General features: G+C 68.8%; 17 protein-coding genes. 11 read left to right on the forward strand and 6 right to left on the reverse strand.

All coding sequences use genetic code 11. The features are described from left to right. Positions 1-106 precede the first annotated feature (106 nt). Entirely contained in the window at positions 107-1,294 is a 1,188-nt protein-coding gene (locus tag DVR07_RS15765) for an inorganic phosphate transporter (protein ID WP_115798220.1), read from the forward strand. A 51-nt stretch (positions 1,295-1,345) separates the two neighbouring features. On the opposite strand, the gene DVR07_RS15770 is transcribed toward DVR07_RS15765, so the two are convergent. Further along, positions 1,346-2,758 (reverse strand): hemolysin family protein, encoded by a 1,413-nt coding sequence (locus tag DVR07_RS15770; protein WP_115798221.1) that lies wholly within the window; start codon positions 2,756-2,758, stop codon positions 1,346-1,348. 133 nt (positions 2,759-2,891) lie between these two features. On the opposite strand from DVR07_RS15770, the gene DVR07_RS15775 reads away from it, so the two are divergent. The 4 genes from DVR07_RS15775 (at position 2,892) to DVR07_RS15790 (ending at position 4,993) form a co-directional block, all read left to right on the forward strand. Beyond that, a complete protein-coding gene (locus DVR07_RS15775) occupies positions 2,892-3,209 on the forward strand; it encodes a glutaredoxin family protein (protein ID WP_115798222.1) in 318 nt (105 codons plus the stop codon). Beyond that, on the forward strand, positions 3,209-3,721 hold the full coding sequence (locus DVR07_RS15780) for a redoxin domain-containing protein (protein ID WP_115798223.1): 513 nt from the start codon (positions 3,209-3,211) through the stop codon (positions 3,719-3,721). Before DVR07_RS15775 ends, DVR07_RS15780 begins: the two co-directional genes overlap by 1 nt. A 39-nt stretch (positions 3,722-3,760) precedes the next feature. Continuing rightward, positions 3,761-4,390: an L-threonylcarbamoyladenylate synthase gene (locus DVR07_RS15785; protein ID WP_115798224.1), complete on the forward strand. Its 630-nt coding sequence runs from the start codon at positions 3,761-3,763 to the stop codon at positions 4,388-4,390. A gap of 285 nt (positions 4,391-4,675) precedes the next feature. After that, a complete protein-coding gene (locus tag DVR07_RS15790; RefSeq protein WP_115798225.1) occupies positions 4,676-4,993 on the forward strand; it encodes a HalOD1 output domain-containing protein in 318 nt (105 codons plus the stop codon). Between the two features lie 7 nt (positions 4,994-5,000). Here the strand turns inward: DVR07_RS15790 and DVR07_RS15795 are convergent, their stop codons facing one another. Together DVR07_RS15795 and DVR07_RS15800 are read right to left on the reverse strand one after the other, a co-directional pair. Next, complete coding sequence (locus tag DVR07_RS15795) at positions 5,001-5,672, reverse strand: CRISPR-associated protein Cas4 (protein ID WP_115798226.1); 672 nt, start codon at positions 5,670-5,672, stop codon at positions 5,001-5,003. 316 nt (positions 5,673-5,988) lie between these two features. Continuing rightward, positions 5,989-6,591 (reverse strand): conditioned medium-induced protein 4, encoded by a 603-nt coding sequence (locus DVR07_RS15800; RefSeq protein ID WP_115798227.1) that lies wholly within the window; start codon positions 6,589-6,591, stop codon positions 5,989-5,991. Between the two features lie 115 nt (positions 6,592-6,706). On the opposite strand from DVR07_RS15800, the gene DVR07_RS15805 reads away from it, so the two are divergent. The 4 genes from DVR07_RS15805 to DVR07_RS15820 all read left to right on the forward strand — a co-directional run bounded on the left by DVR07_RS15805 (position 6,707) and on the right by DVR07_RS15820 (position 11,089). Continuing rightward, on the forward strand, positions 6,707-7,291 hold the full coding sequence (locus tag DVR07_RS15805; protein WP_115798228.1) for a biotin transporter BioY: 585 nt from the start codon (positions 6,707-6,709) through the stop codon (positions 7,289-7,291). Between the two features lie 20 nt (positions 7,292-7,311). Further along, a complete protein-coding gene (locus DVR07_RS15810; protein WP_115798229.1) occupies positions 7,312-8,040 on the forward strand; it encodes an energy-coupling factor ABC transporter ATP-binding protein in 729 nt (242 codons plus the stop codon). Beyond that, a complete protein-coding gene (locus tag DVR07_RS15815; RefSeq protein WP_115798230.1) occupies positions 8,037-8,744 on the forward strand; it encodes an energy-coupling factor transporter transmembrane component T family protein in 708 nt (235 codons plus the stop codon). Before DVR07_RS15810 ends, DVR07_RS15815 begins: the two co-directional genes overlap by 4 nt. 158 nt (positions 8,745-8,902) lie before the next feature. Further along, a complete protein-coding gene (locus DVR07_RS15820; RefSeq protein ID WP_115798231.1) occupies positions 8,903-11,089 on the forward strand; it encodes a heterodisulfide reductase-related iron-sulfur binding cluster in 2,187 nt (728 codons plus the stop codon). Positions 11,090-11,369: 280 nt separating this feature from the next. Here DVR07_RS15820 and DVR07_RS15825 read toward each other — a convergent pair whose 3' ends face one another. Next, entirely contained in the window at positions 11,370-12,095 is a 726-nt protein-coding gene (locus DVR07_RS15825) for a DedA family protein (RefSeq protein ID WP_115798232.1), read from the reverse strand. Positions 12,096-12,346: 251 nt separating this feature from the next. On the opposite strand from DVR07_RS15825, the gene hemB reads away from it, so the two are divergent. Next, a complete protein-coding gene (gene hemB, locus DVR07_RS15830; RefSeq protein WP_115798233.1) occupies positions 12,347-13,333 on the forward strand; it encodes a porphobilinogen synthase in 987 nt (328 codons plus the stop codon). Positions 13,334-13,566: 233 nt separating this feature from the next. Here the strand turns inward: hemB and DVR07_RS15835 are convergent, their stop codons facing one another. Together DVR07_RS15835 and DVR07_RS15840 are read right to left on the reverse strand one after the other, a co-directional pair. Further along, complete coding sequence (locus tag DVR07_RS15835; RefSeq protein ID WP_115798360.1) at positions 13,567-14,445, reverse strand: mechanosensitive ion channel family protein; 879 nt, start codon at positions 14,443-14,445, stop codon at positions 13,567-13,569. Positions 14,446-14,529: 84 nt separating this feature from the next. Next, positions 14,530-15,024: a cupin domain-containing protein gene (locus tag DVR07_RS15840; protein WP_115798234.1), complete on the reverse strand. Its 495-nt coding sequence runs from the start codon at positions 15,022-15,024 to the stop codon at positions 14,530-14,532. A gap of 369 nt (positions 15,025-15,393) precedes the next feature. On the opposite strand from DVR07_RS15840, the gene DVR07_RS22545 reads away from it, so the two are divergent. Further along, positions 15,394-17,037, forward strand: a complete 1,644-nt coding sequence (locus DVR07_RS22545) for an ammonium transporter (RefSeq protein WP_115798235.1) — start codon at positions 15,394-15,396, stop codon at positions 17,035-17,037. Positions 17,038-17,148 lie beyond the last annotated feature (111 nt).

Here is a 17,148-nt window from a genome sequence, read left to right on the forward strand (position 1 = left end):
AGACGGCCCGCGGCCCCGCTCGGTTCGTGCCCCGCGAGGCGACGGTTCCGGGAACCGAGGACCCCGAAGCCGGTACACTATTCTACCGTCGGTAACACGTTCACCCATGGTCGGGAGTGGCGTCGTCACGTTGGTAATCGCAGCCCTGGCCAGCCTCTTCATGGCGTGGGCCATCGGCGCGGGATCGTCGGGGTCGACCCCGTTCGCGCCCGCGGTCGGCGCGAACGCCATCTCGGTGATGCGCGCCGGCTTCTTCGTCGGCCTGCTGGGGTTCCTCGGCGCGGTGATGCAGGGCGCGAACGTCTCGGAAGCGGTCGGAACGGAGCTCATCGGCGGCGTCCAGCTGACCGCCATCGCGGCCACGACGGGGCTGCTCGTCGCGGCCGTGCTGGTCGCGGTCGGCGTGTTCACGGGCTACCCCATCGCCACGGCGTTCACCGTCACGGGCGCCATCGTCGGCGTCGGCCTGGCGATGGGCGGCGACCCGGCGTGGGCGAAGTACCGCCAGATATCGGCGCTGTGGGTGCTGACGCCGTTCATCGGGAGCTCCATCGCCTACGCGACCGCGAGGCTGCTTCGCTCGGAGCGGACCTCCGAGCGGGTCGTCAACCCGGTGCTCGCCGGACTGATCGGGCTCATCCTGGCCAACATCAAGTTCGTCGCGCTCGGCCCGCCCGACGTCAGCCAGTCGGTCGCCGAGACCGTCGCGGCGTCGCTGGCGCTGCCGCCGGTCGCGGGGATCGAGACGGGGCGAATCGTCGTCTCGCTCGCCATCGCGGCCGCCATCGCGGGGGTGCTGGCGTGGGACGTCCACCGCGACCTCGAGGCCGGCCAGCGCCACTTCCTGCTCGCGCTCGGGAGCCTCGTGGCGTTCTCGGCGGGCGGGTCGCAGGTCGGGCTGGCCATCGGCCCGCTGGTCCCGCTGCTCGACCCGTTCGACATCCCGCTGGTGCCGGTGCTGGTCGGGGGCGGCCTCGGCCTGCTCGCCGGCTCGTGGACCGGCGCGCCCCGGATGATAAAGGCGCTCGCCCAGGACTACTCGGCGCTCGGCCCGCGCCGGTCCATCGCGGCGCTCATCCCGTCGTTCGCCATCGCGCAGGTCGCGGTGTTCTTCGGGATTCCGGTCTCGTTCAACGAGATCATCGTCAGCGCCATCGTCGGCAGCGGCTACGCCGCCGGCGAGGGCGGCGTGAGCCGGGAGAAGATGGGGTACACCGTGCTGGCGTGGATCGGGTCGCTCGTGCTGGCGATCGGCGTGGGGTACGCGGCGTTCGCGCTCATCGAGACGCTGTAGCCGGAAGCAAACTCAGAGGGAGAAGGACGGGCAGTCGAAGCGGAGCGGCCGTCAGTCGCTCTCCGTTTCGACGCCCTCGCCGACCTCGACGCCGTCCTCGGTCGCGTCCTCGCTCTCGGCGCGCTCCTGCTCGTCGAGCTTGGTCACGCGGGCCTTCATGATGCGGGTGTTCTCGACCTGTTCGACGTGGAGCCGCACCCCGTCGTAGGTGATGGTCTCGCCCTCCTCGACCAGCCGGCCCGCGCGGTTGAAGATGAAGCCCGCGATGGTCTCGAACTCCTCGCCCTCGGGGAGGTCGATGTCGAGCGCCTCGTTGACCTCGTCGATGTTGAGCTCCCCGCGGACGATGATGGTGTCGTCTTCGACGTACTCGACGGGTTCCTCCTCCTCGCCCTCGAGGATCTCGCCGACGATCTCCTCGACCATGTCCTCCATCGTCACGAGCCCCTCGGTGGTGCCGAACTCGTCGATGACGATGACCATCTGCATCCGGTTCTCGCGCATCTCGGCCAAGAGCTCGTCGACGTTCTTGCTCTCGGGGACGTGGAGGGTCGGCTGGATGACGTCCTCGAGTTCGAGGCCGTCGTGCTCGCCGTAGGTGTGCTCGCGGACCAGGTCGCGGATGTGAATGACGCCGATGACGTTGTCGAGGCTCCCCTCGTAGACGGGGACCCGCTCGTGGCCGCTCTGGACCAGCGTCTCGATGGCCTCCTCGACGCCCGCGGTCTTGGGCACCGCCGTCATGTCGAGCCGCGGGGTCATCACCTCCTTCGCGATGGTGTTGTTGAACCGGAAGATGCGCTGGAGCATCTCGCGCTCGTCCTCCTCGATGACCCCCTCGCGCTCGCCGGTCTCGATCATGTCCTGGATCTCGTCGCGGGTGACGTAGGAGGTCTCGATGGCCGACCGCCCGCCGGTGACCTTGTTGACGACCCGCGTCAGGTAGTCGAACGTGACGACCAGCGGGAGCAGGGTGTACTCCGAGTACTTCAGTGGTTTCGCGATGCGGAGCGCCCACGACTCGGTGTTCTCGACCGCGTAGGACTTGGGGGCGCTCTCGCCGAACAGGAGGACCAGTGCGGTGATGCCGAAGGTGGCGACCGCCACGGCCTGTCCCTGCGTGAGGTGGAGCGCCAGCACCCCGGTCGCGATCGAGGACATCGCGATGTTGACGATGTTGTTGCCGACCAGGATCGTCACCAGCAGGCGGTGGGGGTCGGACTTCAGCTCCGCGACCGCCTCGGCGCCGGGCACGCCGTCGTCCAGAAGAGCGTTGACGCGGTGCTTCGCGAGCGAGAACATCGCGATCTCCGACGAGGAGAAGAAGCCCGAGAGCGCGATGAGGACGACGATGGCCGCGGCTCCGAGGATCGTGATCTCCATGTCAGAGATGGGAACGCCGAACACCTCCGCCAACGGAACCGGACCGACGGTCGCAGCAGCGAGTATCGGGAGTGACACCATTCAACAGTCCACCTTGAGGGTCGGCGGGATTAACTCTTTATTCTTTTCCTCGGACGTGACGCGTCGCTGTCGTGCAGCGCGCGGGACTGCCGCGAGCGAAGACCTTACGGCGCTTTCGCGCCAACAGACGCCCATGAGCCAGTCAGCGACCGGCGGACCTGCCATCACGCTGTACCGCCTGCAGGCGTGTCCGTACTGCGAGCGCGTCGTCCGGACGCTGCGGGACCACGACCTCGACTACCGGTCGCGGTTCGTCGAGCCGATGCACAGCGACCGCGACGCGGTCAAGCGCATCTCGGGCAAGCGCACCGTCCCGGCCATCGTCGACGAGAACACCGGCGTCACGATGAGCGAGAGCGCCAACATCGTCGACTACATCGAGAACACCTACGGCGACGTGACCCGGACGGACGGCGGCCGCGCGCCGGCCGACGAGGGAGGCGAGCGCTGATGCCGGACTTCGACGTCGTCGAACTCCCCGAGACCGACCACGTCGCCGAGGGCGACACCGCGCCGGACTTCACCCGACCGCTGGTCGACGAGGAGTACTGGGAGGACGCCTCGCTGTCGGACCTGACCGACGAGGGACCGGTGCTGCTCGTGTTCTTCCCGATGGACGGGGCGTTCCCCGCGACGTACGTCTGGAACGAGATTCGAGATAGAGGATGGGGACGCGACGAAGATGTCACCGTCGTCGGCCTCTCCATCTCGGACCCGTACGCCCACAAGCAGCTCATCGAGGAGCGCGGGATGGACTACCGGTTGTTCTCGGACCCGCAGAACGGCGTCGCCGAGGAGTACGGCATCGTCAACGACCTCGACGGGATGGCGGGGGTGAGCGAGCCCCGGCCCGCGGTGTTCCTGCTCGACGAGGACCGCACCGTCGAGTACGCCTGGGTCGCCGAGGAGTGGCCCGACTTCCCCGACTACGACGAGGTCGAGGACGCGCTCGAAGCGGCGTAATCGACGCGCATTTTCCTCCGAAGCGCGTACCTCCGCCCGATGAACCAGGCGGACATCGAGCGGGCCGCGACCGCGATTCGGGAGGGCGACCTCGCGGTCTACCCGACCGAGACGGTGTACGGACTGGGCGCCGACGCGCTGAGCGAGGCGGCCGTCGAGCGAGTGTTCGAGGCGAAGCGACGGTCCCGCGACAAGCCGGTGTCGCTGGCCGTGCCGGACGTCGACGCCGCGCTGGAGTACGTCCGGGCCACCGAGCGCGAGCGGCGGTTCATGCGCGAGTTCCTGCCCGGCCCGGTGACGGTGCTCTGCGAGAAGCGCGAGGCGGTCCCCGACGCGCTGACCGGCGGTCGCGAGCGCGTGGGGGTCCGCGTCCCGGACCACGAGGTCGCGCTCGGCCTGCTGGAGGAAGTCGCGCCGGTCACGGCGACGAGCGCGAACGTCAGCGGGCGGCCGAGCGCGACCCGGGTCGCCGACCTCGACGAGGAGATACGGGACGCCGCCGCGGTCGTGCTCGACGGGGTTGCCGAGCCACGGTCGGCAGCACGTCAGACGGAGTCCGACGATGACGAGACCGGCGACACCGGCAGCACCGTGGTGAACGTCGAGACCGGCGACATCCACCGCCGGGGCCCGAACGCCGACGACGTGGCGGCGTGGCTGGCCGAGTGACCGCCGACCTGTCGGGCGATACTGCGGTCCGCCTCGGCGGATGGGCGCCGCGGTTTCGTCGGGGGCGGTCCCGCGCGCTCGGTCGACATGTTCCTCGCGGCGGTCGCACCGATATCGGGGAGGGCCGGCGCGCCGAGTCGCGGAACCGAGAGGCTGCCACCGAGCGTAAGCGGTGATTACCACGACGCTGACATTGACTGCCGTATCGGCGGGCTCGCGACCGAGCGGCGTCAGGCGGGTCGTAACAAAGGGACCGGAGCGTTACGGTGTGAATAGGGACGACCAATGGCAACCACAGCAAAGAACACCGCGGCGGAGCCGCTGTACCGGGCGAACCACGACCGGGACCGCGACGGGCCGTTGAGCGACGCCGTCGTCGAGGCGCTCGCCGCGGTCGAGAACGTCGACCCCGACGAACTCGACCTGCGGCTGTACGACAGCGTCGACGGCGACGCGCTCGACCGCCTCTACGAGGTCACCGCCGAGCGCAGCGAGCGACTCCGCGTCACGTTCTCCATCGGCGACTACGAGGTGACGGTGCGGGACGACGGCCTGCTCGAGGTTCGGGCCCGGAGCGACGGTCCGGTCGGAGACGGTCGGTGAGACCGGATCACAGCCCGAGCAGCGACTTGAGCGAGCGCGTCCGGACCCCGCACTCCGAGCGGTACTCGCAGGCGTCGCACTTCGCGTCGCCCCGGAGCCGCGGCGGCGGGCCGTCGAGCGACCGGACCGCCTCGACGGCCGAGCGGTAGGCGGCCTTCCGGCGGGTCGTGAGCTCTATCTCCCGAACCGCTCCGTGAGCGGGGTACTCGACGAAGGCGCGGTCGACCGACCGCTCGGCCTCCCACGACAGCGCCTTGGCGGCCGCGACGGTCCGGACCGCCTGGGGCTCCCAGACGCCCTGCTCGGGCGGGTCGCCCGCGAAGACCATCGCCGGCGCGAGACCGACCGCGTCGTCCGAGAGCACCTTGTGGACGACGCCCCGGCACTCCCGGCCCTCGGCCAGCCGGTCGCGCTCGCTCGGGTCCCGAATCGCGAACCACGCCGCCTCGAACCGCCGTCGTGCGCGATCGAGGTTCGCCCGGAACTCGGCCGGTCCGACCGCCAGCGGGAGGTCGACGAGGCTCTCGGCGGGACCCTCCAGCAGGTCGCCGTACCGGAACGCGAGATCGCGGCGCTCGGCCACCCGCTCGGGTACGTCGACCCCGTCGCGCCGCCGGTAGTAGAGCTTCCGCGGGCAGTACGCCGCGGTCTCGAGTTCGCTGAAGGGAATCTTCGACACGGGAAGGGTTCGTCCCGTTCTCCGGTATAAAGGTCAGCACCGAGAGCCGGCGAGTAATCACCCGTCAAGAGCACCTCCAAGGAGGACCCCGGAACGAGCATCCGCGCGAGCGCCGGAAGAGCCTCGCTCTTCCGAGCAGTCGCGCCTTCGGCACGACGAAGCGAGCGCGGTTCTCCGCGAGCGAGGAGCGCAGCGACGAGCGAGCGGACCAAGGAACCCTCGAAGGGGCGAAGCGACTGAGGGGGTGACGCCGTGTTTTTGGCCGAGTTTTTGCAAGCGAGCGGCGTTCAGGCCGCGAGCGCTGGAAAAGGTCGTTTCAGAAGGAAACGTTCGTCTCCATCCCCTCGGTCGCGTCGTCGAGGCCGTCCTCCTGGACGCCCTCGGTCATGCGGTCGGAGAGCTCGCGGTCCTGGAGGACGTTCTCGAACTCGTTGCGGAACTGGTCGTTGACGGTGCGGCGCTGCTGCTGGGCCTCGAGGACCCGGCGATAGCGCCGCACCGTCGACTCGCTCACGTCGAGTTGTCCGGCGCACTCGGTGGTCGACGCGTCGTCGTCGAGCAGGTCGCGGAGGTCGTCCATGTCGAACGGCGCGTCCTCGTCAGCGTCGCGGATGAGATGCAGGTCGATGCGGGCGCGCGAGACGGTCTTGCCGAGCGACGAGTCGCCGAGCTCCCGGGCGATCTCGGCGTCCGAATCGCCGGCGTAGTACCCCCGGACGACGGTCACGAGTTCCTCGTCCGAGAGCGAGGTGCCGAAGTCGTAGCGGTCGCGCATGCGCGCGACAACCTCCTGGAGGCGCTCCTCGACCGCCGTCTCCGAACTCAGCGAGCCGTGAGTCTCCTCCTGGCGTTCGGTGACGGTCGATTCGTCGGTGACATCCATGAAGATGTCACGTAGTTCCTCTGTCTTCTCGTCCATTCTCCTATGGTGTGGGTGCCTCGTCACCCTTATATAAAAAGGTGGCGGCGGTCCGAAGGCGGCGCGAGCTTCGTCAACCGAACCTTTCATTCCGGTTGACGGAGCACGGTCGAGTATGAGTACGGACACTGCCTCAGTCGAACTGGTCGGCGAAGAGACCGCGGGGAACGTCGCGCGCGCGGCGCTGCTGGCCGCGCTGACCGGGGCGTTCGCCTACGTCTCGTTCCCGAACCCCATCTCGCCGGCGCCCGTGACACTGCAGGTGCTCGGCGTCTTCCTCGCCGGACTCCTGCTCGGACCGGTCTGGGGCGGCGCGTCCATGGTCCTGTACCTCGCCGCCGGAGCGGTGGGTGCACCGGTCTTCTCGGGCGGCTCGGCCGGAGTCGCGGTGCTCTGGGTGCAGCCCACGAGCGGCTACCTCTGGTCGTACCCGATCGCGGCGTCCGCCGTCGGCGCCGTCGTCCACGGCGGCCTGCGGATTCGGGACCCCGCCGAGCGGAGCCTCGTCCGGCTCGTCGCCGCGATGGTCGTCGGGACCGCGGTCATCTACGCCTTCGGCGTGGTCGGTCTCGCGCTGGTGCTCGACATGTCGCTCCGGACGGCGTTCGTCGCCGGCGCGGCCGCGTTCATCCCTGCCGAGGCGTTCAAGATCGCGGCCGCGGTGGGCGTGGTCCGGAGCGACCAGATCGCCGCCGCGTAGCGATCCTCGGACGATCCCAGATGATAGAGACCCGCAACCTGGTCCACCGGTACGGCGACGACGGCCCGGCGGCGGTCGACGGCGTCTCGCTGTCGATCGCCGACGCCGAGTTCGTCCTGCTGGCCGGCCCCAACGGATCGGGCAAGTCCACGCTGGTCCGGCACTTCAACGGCCTGCTCGCCCCCGACGAGGGTGACGTTCTGGTCGACGATACTCCGGTCGGCGAGGACCTGGTGGCCGCCCGTACGAAGGTCGGGATGGTGTTCCAGCAGCCCCGCGACGGCTTCGTCGCGGCCACGGTGGGCGCCGACGTGGCGTTCGGTCCCGAGAACCTGGGGCTGGCCCACGACGAGATCGACCGCCGGGTCGAGGCGGCGCTGGCCGCGGTGAACATGGCCGACCGGCGCGAGGAGCGCATCGACGAGCTCTCGGGCGGCGAGCGCGAGCGGGTGGCCATCGCGGGGGCGCTGGCAATGGAGCCCGACCACCTCGTGCTGGACGAACCGTTCACCGGGCTCGACGCGCCCGCGCGCGAGTCGGTGGTCGACCAGTTGCGGGCGCTCGGGGAGTCCGGCACCGGCGTCGTCCTCGTCACGCACGACCTCCGGGACGCCGTCGACCTCGCGGACAGGGTCGTCGCGCTCGCCGACGGGCGAGTGGCCGCGGACGGGACGCCCGACGAGGCCCGCGATCGTCTGCCCGACCTCGGGATACGAGTGCCGCCGCGGAGGGCGACCGAGCGACCGTGACGCTCAGCTACCGGCCGGGCGACTCGTTCGCCCACCGGCTCGACCCCCGGACGAAGCTGGGCTTCCAGGTCGCGTTCGCGGTCGCGGCGTTCGCACACACCACGCCGGCGGGGCTAGCGGCGCTGACGGCGGTGACGGTCGGAGTACTCCGGAGCTCCGGGCTGTCGGCTCGCCGGGCGCTCGTCGAGTACCGGTTCGTCTTCCCGTTCCTGGTCGCCGGCCCCGTCCTCTCGGCGCTGACGCTGGGGCCGCCGTGGGTCCGGTGGGAGCCGGGGTTCGACACCGCGCTCGCCAGCTACCGGGTCGTCCTGGTCCTGCTCGTGAGCGCCGCCTACCTGCGGACGACCCCCATTAGAGACTCGCGGGCCGCCATCCAGCACCTCGTTCCGGGCAGGGCCGGCCGGCTGCTCGGCACCGGCGTCGGCTTCGTCTTCCGGTTCCTGCCGGTACTGCAGGCCGACCTCCGGCGGATCCGCGACGCCTCGGCCGCTCGACTGGGCGACCAGCGGGCGCTCACGAGTCGGATGCGGCTCGTGGGGGTCGCGGGGCTGGCGCGGGCGCTCTCGCGGGCCGACCGGTTCGCGCTGGCGCTCCGGGCCCGGTGTTTCTCGTGGAACCCGACGCTGCCGCCGCTGTCGTTCTCGCGGTCCGACCTGCCCGCGCTGGCGGCCGGGCTCGCGCTGCTGGCGTGGGCAGTCGCGTGAGTTCCGGAACCGAATCTGACGCTCGGAGACGGGCCGGCGCGGTCGTCGCCGAGGTGGCGCGGCTCTGAACGGAGAACTATAAACTCCGCGTCCGTTTTCTCGCGGGGGGACGGCCTGAGTCGGTAAAACTTAAGCGAATCGTGTTCCCCGTGTAGAACATGGCAAGATTCGTGCTGGCGCAGGCGGGGGCCGAGACGACCCGGCCGACGTTCTGGCAGATCGGCCACATCGGCGAGGCCATCTTCTACTACCTCTCGGCGGTGGCGATAGCCATCTTCCTGTTCGGGCTCTACGAGCGGTTCGCCACGTACGCGACGGGGACCGAGTCGTGGTTCGACCGCCTCGACGACCTGTCGGGCCGGGTCGCCTCGGCGACGAAGATCGTCTTCTCGAACCAGAAGCAGTTCGACCGGGACCTCTACGCGGGACTGATGCACGCGTTCATCTTCTGGGGCTTCCTGACCCTGCTCATCGGGACGACCATCCTGGCCATCGACATGGATATCTGGACGAAGGCGCTCGGCCAGGAGTCGTTCTTCGAGGGGGCGTTCTACCTCTCGTACTCGCTGGTGATGGACGCGATGGGCCTGCTGTTCGTCGTCGGGGTCGGCATGGCCATCTACCGGCGCTACTGGGTCCAGAACCGCCGGCTCTGGGGCCGCCACACCTCGGTCGAGGACGACCTGTTCGTCTGGACGCTGTTCCTGCTGGGCGTCGGCGGCTACCTCACCGAGGGCGTCCGCATCCTCGGGACGAGCGCCACGCGAAACGTCTCGTTCGAGACGGTCAGCTTCGTCGGCTGGTTCGTCTACGACGTGATGCGGGCGGTCGGCGTCACCCCCGAAATGGCGACCGCGGCCTACCCCGTGGTCTGGTGGTCCCACGCCGTCCTGGCGCTGGCGTTCGTCGCCTCGGTGCCGTACGCCAAGCCGTTCCACATGATCTCGTCGTTCGCCAACGTCGTCACCCGCGACGAGAAGGCGGGCAAGCGCCTGCCGGGCGTCCCCGACGACGCCAGCCCCGAGGAGATCGGCCACGGCTCCATCGAGGACTTCTCGTGGAAGGAACTGCTCGACCACGACGCCTGCACCAAGTGCGGGCGCTGCTCGTCGGTCTGCCCCGCGAAGGCCTCCGACCGGCCGCTCGACCCGCGGGACGTCATCCTCGACCTGAAGCGGTACCGCGAGGACCGGGACGCCGGCCGGGTCGAGGACATCCCCATCATCACCGACACCACGACCGACCAGACGTACTCGCCGGAGGGCGTGACCGAGGCGGTGGCCGACGGGGGTACCGCGACCGCCGACTCGGTCGTCGCGAGCGAGACCATGGAGGCGTGCATGTCCTGCATGGCCTGCATGGACGCCTGCCCGGTCGAGATCGAGCACGTCGAGCAGTTCACTCAGATGAACCGCCGGCTGACCGAGTCGGGCCAGATGGACCCGAACGTCCAGGACACGATGATGAACGTGTTCCAGAACGGCAACACGTTCGGCGAGCCCGAGCGCAAGCGGCCCGAGTGGGCCGACGAGTTGGACTTCGAGATTCCGGACGCCCGCGACGAGCCGGTCGAGTACCTCTGGTACGTCGGCGACTACCCCAGCTTCGACGAGCGAAATCGGAAGGTGGCGCGGTCGCTGGCGACCATCTTGGAGAAGTCGGGCGTCGACTACGGCATCCTCTACGAGGACGAACAGGCCGACGGCAACGACGTGCGCCGCGTCGGCGAGGAGGGCCTCTACGAGATGCTCGTGGAGGACAACGCCGCCGCCATCCAGGACTGCGAGTACGACAAGATCGTCTGCACCGACCCCCACAGCTACAACACCTTCAAGAACGAGTATCCGGAGTTCGACGCCTGCGAGTGGACGGAGGACGACGTGTTCCACTACACCCAGGTCGTCGAGGAACTGTTCACCGAACTCGGCCTGACGGGGTCGGAGCTCGACTACACCGTCACCTACCACGACCCGTGCCACCTCGGCCGGTACAACGACGAGTACGAGGCCCCGCGCGAGATCGTGAGGGCGACGGGCTGCGAGCTCGACGAGATGCCGCGCAACCGCGACAACTCCTTCTGCTGCGGCGGCGGCGGGGGCGGCCTCTGGATGGACTTCGACGAGGACCCCAAGCCGAGCGAGGAGCGGCTGCGCGAAGCCCTCAACGACACCGACGCCGGCAGCCGGGTCGAGAAGTTCGTCGTGGCCTGCCCGATGTGCATGACGATGTACGAGGACGGCCGCAAGACCGGCGGCTACGAGGACGACATCGACATCGTGGACGTCTCGGAGCTACTGGTCGAGGCCATCGGCGCGAAGGAGCGCGTCGAGGTCGCGGCGGACTGACTCCTCTCGCTGCTCGTCTTCTCGACGGCGCCGAAGCTTCGGGAGTGGCTACCGGAGTGACCGGGTTCTCGAAAAAGACTGCCGCACCCATCGCGGCAGAGATGCGCTCGCGTGACGTTCATTGCATGGCACGCGATGAGGTCGGCACGCGAGCGCAATCTGGGTTACGTACCGCTGCTTGTTAGGTCTGACGCATACCAGTTCGCGGAGAAACGCGTTTCGATAGCGAGTCGAGTTGTGTCGGCCTCCGAGCTAAATCCCGAACCTCCCAGACCCGGACTCAGAGGAACCCGAAGAGTCCGAGTTCGAGCGCGTACAGCGCGGCGGCCGCGAGCCACGTCTGGAAGATCAGGGTGCCGAGCGCCGAGAGGACGATGAACTCCCCGTCGTTCATCTCCGCGAAGCCGGCGGGCACCGTGAGCATCCCGCGGGTGAACAGCAGCGCGTTGCTCACCGGGACGACGACCCGGCCCCACTTCTGGAACCAGCCGTCGAAGCGGTCGAGCTGGCCCTCGTCGATGCGGAACCACCGCTTCTCCAGCAGGTACTCCCGGCCGCCGCGCTTGGCCAGCAGGAACAGCGCGTACTGGCCGATGGTCGCGCCGACCACCGCGACGCCGATGACCGCCGCGATGGAGGCGTAGTCGGTCGCCGACTCCGCGAGCAGGGTGACGCCCAGCGGGACGAGGCTCTCGCTCGGCGCGAAGTACAGCAGCATCGCGCCCTCCAGGATCAGGATGAGGAAGAGCGCGAGCAGGCCGTACTGGTCGAGCCACTGCCTGGCGAGCTCCTCGTTCCCGACGAAGAACAGGCCGACGCCGACGACCGCCGCGAGGACGACGCCGACCGCGAGCAGCAGGAGTCCGTTGTCGGCGAAGAACTGCCGGATAGCGCCGGGTTCGGTCGCGTTCGACAGCAGGACGCCGGCGACGAACGGAATGCACGCGAGCAGGGCCGCTCCGAGGGCTATCGGCGCGTCGGCGACGAGGGCGAACGGGGACAGCATTCGTGACTGTCGTATCGACAGGGGTGACTAAAGGCGTTGTGACCCCGACTCAGCGATGCGTTTGCGGGGGGTTGTCCCGAAGGAATCGACGGTAGTGACCGAGATGTGGCGAAAACGGTGTAGAAAGCCCCCGCCGCTCGCGGCCCTTCCAGTTCCGCCCGGATGAGCGCCCGCCGGGAGAAGGATTCCGAGAGATTCCCGAGCGTTCCGCGAGCGACGCGGTTTTGACACCTGCGCCGCAACATCCGGACATGAATCTCACCGACCGGCCCCGCCGGCTCCGGCGGGACGGCATCCGCGGGATGGTCAGCGAGACCGACGTGGACGCCTCGGACCTCATCGCGCCCGTCTTCGTCGACGCGACGACCGACGAGCGCGTCCCCATCGAGTCGATGCCCGGCCACGACCGCGTCCCGGTCGACGACGCGGTCGCCCGGGTCGAGGAGGTGCGCGAGACCGGCGTCGAGGCGGTCATGGTCTTCGGCATCCCCGAATCGAAGGACGAGCGCGGCACCCGGGCGTGGGCCGAGGACGGCGTGGTGCAGGAGGCGGTCCGCCGGATCTCCGCGGAGACCGACGCCTACGTCATCACCGACGTCTGCCTCTGCGAGTACACGAGCCACGGCCACTGCGGGGTGCTCGAGGACGGCGCGGGCCCCGAATCCGACCCCCGCCTCACGGTCCGGAACGACGAGACGCTCGACCTGCTGGCCCGGACTGCCGTCTCCCACGCCGAGGCCGGGGCCGACATGGTCGCGCCCTCGGCGGCGATGGACGGGATGGTCGGGGCCATCCGCGAGGACCTCGACGACGCCGGTTTCTCGGACGTCCCCATCATGAGCTACGCCGCCAAGTTCGAGTCGGCGTTCTACGGCCCGTTCCGGGACGCCGCCGACGGCGCGCCCGCGTTCGGCGACCGGCGCCACTACCAGATGGATCCCGCGAACCGCCGGGAGGCGCTGCGGGAGGTCCGACTCGACGTCGAGCAGGGCGCCGACGTGCTGATGGTCAAGCCCGCGCTCCCGTACCTCGACGTGGTGCGGGACGTCCGCGAGGAGTTCGACCACCCGGTCGCGGCGTACAACGTCTCGGGCGAGTACGCGATGCTCCACGCCGCGGCCGAGAACGGGTGGCTGGACTTGGAGGAGGTCGCGTTGGAGTCGCTGGTGTCGATGAAGCGCGCCGGGGCGGATTTGATTCTGACGTACTTCGCCGAGGACGTGGCCGACGCGCTCTGAGAGAACTCGGCCGTCTCCGGCGGTCCGAGCGACGGCCGCCGGGGTTACCGGTAGTTGGCAAGAGAATTCCGCCACCGGTTCGAAGTAGAGAAAGTCACGATTAGTACGGAGCGTGTGTTCGTAAGGGTCGTGTATCACCGCTCTCCTCCTCCGCCGGTTACCGACGCCAGCCGTATGAGGCGAGCCGAACGAGTGGGAACGAGACGCCCCCGGCACTGGACGGAGTCTCGCAGTCAGTCGTGGGAGGGTGCTTCGATTTCACCCACGTTCGTGATTTCGAGTCCGCCGGAGAGTTCGGTGTTGGGGTACGGCATGTCGAGCTCTTCGGCGTCGAACCGCTCTTTGACCGCCTCGACGAACCGGGCGCGGATCGCGCCGTAGCTACTCTCGTTCGGGTCGATCCAGACCCGTCCCGACAGCACGACCGCCGAGTCACCCAACTCCGTGACCGGGGCCGACGGCGCGGGGTCAGCGAGTACCCCGCCGATGCGCGCCCCTTCGTCGATGATGGCCTCCCGCGCCTGTTCGATGTCGTCGTCGTATCCGATACCGAAATCGCAGGCCACCCGGCGTTCGTCGTTGGCCACGTTGTTCAGGACTGCTGCGCTGGCGAGGTCGCTGTTCGGCACCGTCACCAGTTCGTTGTCGAACGTGTCCAACTTGGTCGTTCGGAGATTCACTTCCCGAACCACACCGCTGTTGCCGCTCCATTCGATCCAATCGCCAACGGTGAATGGTTCGTCCTGAATGATGAAGATGCCCGCGACGAAGTTGGAGAGCAGGTCTTGGGCGGCGAAGCCGACGGCGAGCGCGAGCGCTCCGGCCAAGGTTGCGAACGCGGCGAGGACGACCCCGAAGCCAGCGACCGTTGCGGCCAGCGCGACCGCCACTACAGCAGTAATCGCGGCAGTTATGGTCACCGCGAGATTGATGAGTAATTCGTCAAAGTCGCGGTGTTCGAGGCCGCGACGCACGGCGCGGGTCATGAAGTATTTCCCGAGCCAGTAAATGACGGCGAAGACGACGATGAACAACACGACAGTCGTGACGGCACTGACGATTGCTGGTTGGTACTGCTGTGGGTCGAGTGGCAATCCTTGCAGCGGTATCATAGCCGCCAACTGAATACAATGGATAATCATGAAAAACTGTCGCCTCCTGAACCCCCGTCCAGCGGACTGCGCTACGAATCACCGTTACTCCGGACCCGCAGTCATCTCGGTGAGTTCGGCGCCACAGGACGCGCAGGAGAGCACGTACGTCTCGCCGCCGTCGCGCTCCTCGTAGTCGCGGTCGGTCTCCTCGCCGCACTCCGGACACTCCTCCTCGATGATGGCGCCGTCGGCCGCCTTGGGCGCCCCGACCGCGACGATTCGCGCGGGCTCCTCGCCCGCCGCGACCGCGCGCTGGCGGGCCTCCGGCGGGACGAAGAACGCCTCCCCCGATTCGACGCGGTAGTCACCGTCGGGGGTCTCGACGCGGATCTCGCCCGCGAGGACGTACAGCAGTTCCTCGTGGTCCGGGTGGCGGTGCTCGCCCCAGGGCAGTTGCTGGCCGGGGTCGGCGACGAACACGTTGAAGCCGAACTCGGTGGCGCCGACCGCCTCGTCGACCTCCTTCTTGCGCCGGGTGGGGTTCGGGGCGTCGGGCAAATCGTCGACCGCGACCTTGCGGAACTCGCCGTCGGTCATGCGCCCCGATAGGGCGCCGACCCCGAAAAGGGTCCGCCTCCGGTCCGTCGGCGAAGGGAGTTCTCCCGCGCGCACCGCGGGAACCGGCGTCGCGAACCCTCGACAACCCCGTCCGACGAACGGTCGGAAATCGGGTGGTCGAACGACCGGTTTCTGGACGGAATACAACCTTATATCGCTATTATCCGATTGTAAATCGGACGAGCGTCTATTCAACCCCTTCTATTTTGGATAATGACAACACTTAGGCTTATGTACTGTGTCGCCGTGGCAGTATATCGTGAGCGAACACACGAACCAAGAAGAATTCGAGGTTTTCCTGAACAGTCGTCCAGACGACCTGGTCGAAGTGTCCACGGAGGGCGAGCAATGCTAGACGTTCCCCTGCAGGTCGACCCCGGCGCCATCGCCGACGGGGTCAACAACGTCTGGGTCCTGACCGTGACCTTCCTCATCTTCTTCATGCACGCGGGCTTCGCGATGCTGGAGGCGGGGCAGGTCCGGTCGAAGAACGTCGCCAACCAGCTGACCAAGAACATGCTGACCTGGAGCGTGGGCGTCGTCGTCTACTTCCTGGTGGGCGCGGGCATCTCGTCGATAGTCGGCGGGGCGGCCGACCCGTTCGCCTACGTCAACGGCGGGTCGGACTCGTGGATCGGCTGGCTGTTCGGCGCGGTGTTCGCCATGACCGCCGCGACCATCGTCTCCGGTGCGGTCGCGGGGCGGGCGAAGCTCCGGGCGTACGTGACCTACACCGTCCTGCTGTCGGCGGTCATCTACCCGGTCGTCGTCGGCTTCACCTGGGCCGGCGGCTTCCTCACCGGCGTCGGGCCGGGCTTCCAGGACTTCGCGGGCGGCGTCATCGTCCACGGCATGGGCGGCATCGCCGGGCTCACCGCGGCCTGGATCCTCGGCCCGCGGGTCGACCGCTACAACGACGACGGCTCGGTCAACGTCATCCCGGGCCACTCGGTGACGTTCGCGGTGCTCGGGACGCTCATCCTCTGCTTCGGCTGGTACGGCTTCAACGTCGGCACGGCCGCGAGCGTCTTCGTGGTCGAGAACGGCTCGCTCGCGCTCGGCGCGTTCGCCGACACGGTGGGCCGGGTCGCGCTGACCACCACGCTCGGGATGGCCGCGGGCGCCATCGGCGCCGGCACCCTCTCGCTGGTCAAGACCAGGAAGGTCGACACCCTCTACGTCGCCAACGGGATGCTCGCCGGCCTGGTCGGCATCACCAGCAACACCAACGGCATCACGTGGGTCGGCGCGCTCGCCATCGGTCTCATCGCGGGCGGCCAGCTCCCGGTCGTCTTCGAGTTCGTCGAGAAGCGGCTCAAGATCGACGACGTCTGCGCGGTGTTCCCGGTCCACGGCTCGGCGGGCGTGCTCGGCGCGCTGCTGTTCCCGTTCTTCGCCGTGCCGGGCTACGAGGTCAGCTTCGTCGCCCAGGCGACCGGCGTCGCCGTCATCGCGGCGTGGACCGTGGCCGCGACCGCGCTCGTCTTCGGGGTCCTGAAGGCGCTCGGCCAGGCCCGGGTCAGCAAGGAGCACGAGCGCGAGGGGCTCGACATCTCCGAGCACGGCGTCGACACCTACCCCGAGTTCGGCGGCCCGGACGTCTCCGAGGGGAGCGCGGTCCGGACCGACGGGGGCGAAGTCCCCTCGGGTGAGATCAAGATGGTCACCGCAGTCATCCGGCCCGACCGGCTGAGCGACGTCAAGACCGCGCTCGCGGAGGTCGGCGCGCCCAGTCTCACCGTCACGAACGTCTCGGGCCGCGGGAGCCAGCCGGCCAAGACCGGCCAGTGGCGCGGCGAGGAGTACACGGTCGACCTCCACCAGAAGGTCAAGATCGAGTGCGTCGTCGCCGACGTGCCGGCCGACGACGTGGTCGAGGCCATCCGCGAGGCCGCCGACACCGGCGAGCCCGGCGACGGCAAGATATTCGTGCTGCCGGTCGAGGACGCGGTCCAGGTCCGGACCGGCGCGCGCGGCCCGGAGGCGGTGTAAGCGGGCGCTGCTCTACCCGCAGACGGCCGTCGTCTCGCTGACGCGCATCGAACGCTCTCGAACCACTCCTGCTTCCGGCACGGACACCACTGACCCGACAGCCGCCGGCAC

The sequence above is a fragment of the Halorussus rarus genome (assembly GCF_003369835.1).
GTDB classification, from domain to species: domain Archaea; phylum Halobacteriota; class Halobacteria; order Halobacteriales; family Haladaptataceae; genus Halorussus; species Halorussus rarus.

Bases quoted from the DNA above. Each gene is read 5' to 3' on its own strand.
- DVR07_RS15765 (WP_115798220.1), top strand. From the start codon at position 107: ATGGTCGGGAGTGGCGTCGTCACGTTGGTAATCGCAGCCCTGGCCAGC.
- DVR07_RS15770 (WP_115798221.1), bottom strand. From the start codon at position 2,758: ATGGTGTCACTCCCGATACTCGCTGCTGCGACCGTCGGTCCGGTTCCG.
- DVR07_RS15775 (WP_115798222.1), top strand. From the start codon at position 2,892: ATGAGCCAGTCAGCGACCGGCGGACCTGCCATCACGCTGTACCGCCTG.
- DVR07_RS15780 (WP_115798223.1), top strand. From the start codon at position 3,209: ATGCCGGACTTCGACGTCGTCGAACTCCCCGAGACCGACCACGTCGCC.
- DVR07_RS15785 (WP_115798224.1), top strand. From the start codon at position 3,761: ATGAACCAGGCGGACATCGAGCGGGCCGCGACCGCGATTCGGGAGGGC.
- DVR07_RS15790 (WP_115798225.1), top strand. From the start codon at position 4,676: ATGGCAACCACAGCAAAGAACACCGCGGCGGAGCCGCTGTACCGGGCG.
- DVR07_RS15800 (WP_115798227.1), bottom strand. From the start codon at position 6,591: ATGGACGAGAAGACAGAGGAACTACGTGACATCTTCATGGATGTCACC.
- DVR07_RS15805 (WP_115798228.1), top strand. From the start codon at position 6,707: ATGAGTACGGACACTGCCTCAGTCGAACTGGTCGGCGAAGAGACCGCG.
- DVR07_RS15810 (WP_115798229.1), top strand. From the start codon at position 7,312: ATGATAGAGACCCGCAACCTGGTCCACCGGTACGGCGACGACGGCCCG.
- DVR07_RS15820 (WP_115798231.1), top strand. From the start codon at position 8,903: ATGGCAAGATTCGTGCTGGCGCAGGCGGGGGCCGAGACGACCCGGCCG.
- DVR07_RS15825 (WP_115798232.1), bottom strand. From the start codon at position 12,095: ATGCTGTCCCCGTTCGCCCTCGTCGCCGACGCGCCGATAGCCCTCGGA.
- hemB (WP_115798233.1), top strand. From the start codon at position 12,347: ATGAATCTCACCGACCGGCCCCGCCGGCTCCGGCGGGACGGCATCCGC.
- DVR07_RS15835 (WP_115798360.1), bottom strand. From the start codon at position 14,445: ATGATACCGCTGCAAGGATTGCCACTCGACCCACAGCAGTACCAACCA.
- DVR07_RS15840 (WP_115798234.1), bottom strand. From the start codon at position 15,024: ATGACCGACGGCGAGTTCCGCAAGGTCGCGGTCGACGATTTGCCCGAC.
- DVR07_RS22545 (WP_115798235.1), top strand. From the start codon at position 15,394: ATGCTAGACGTTCCCCTGCAGGTCGACCCCGGCGCCATCGCCGACGGG.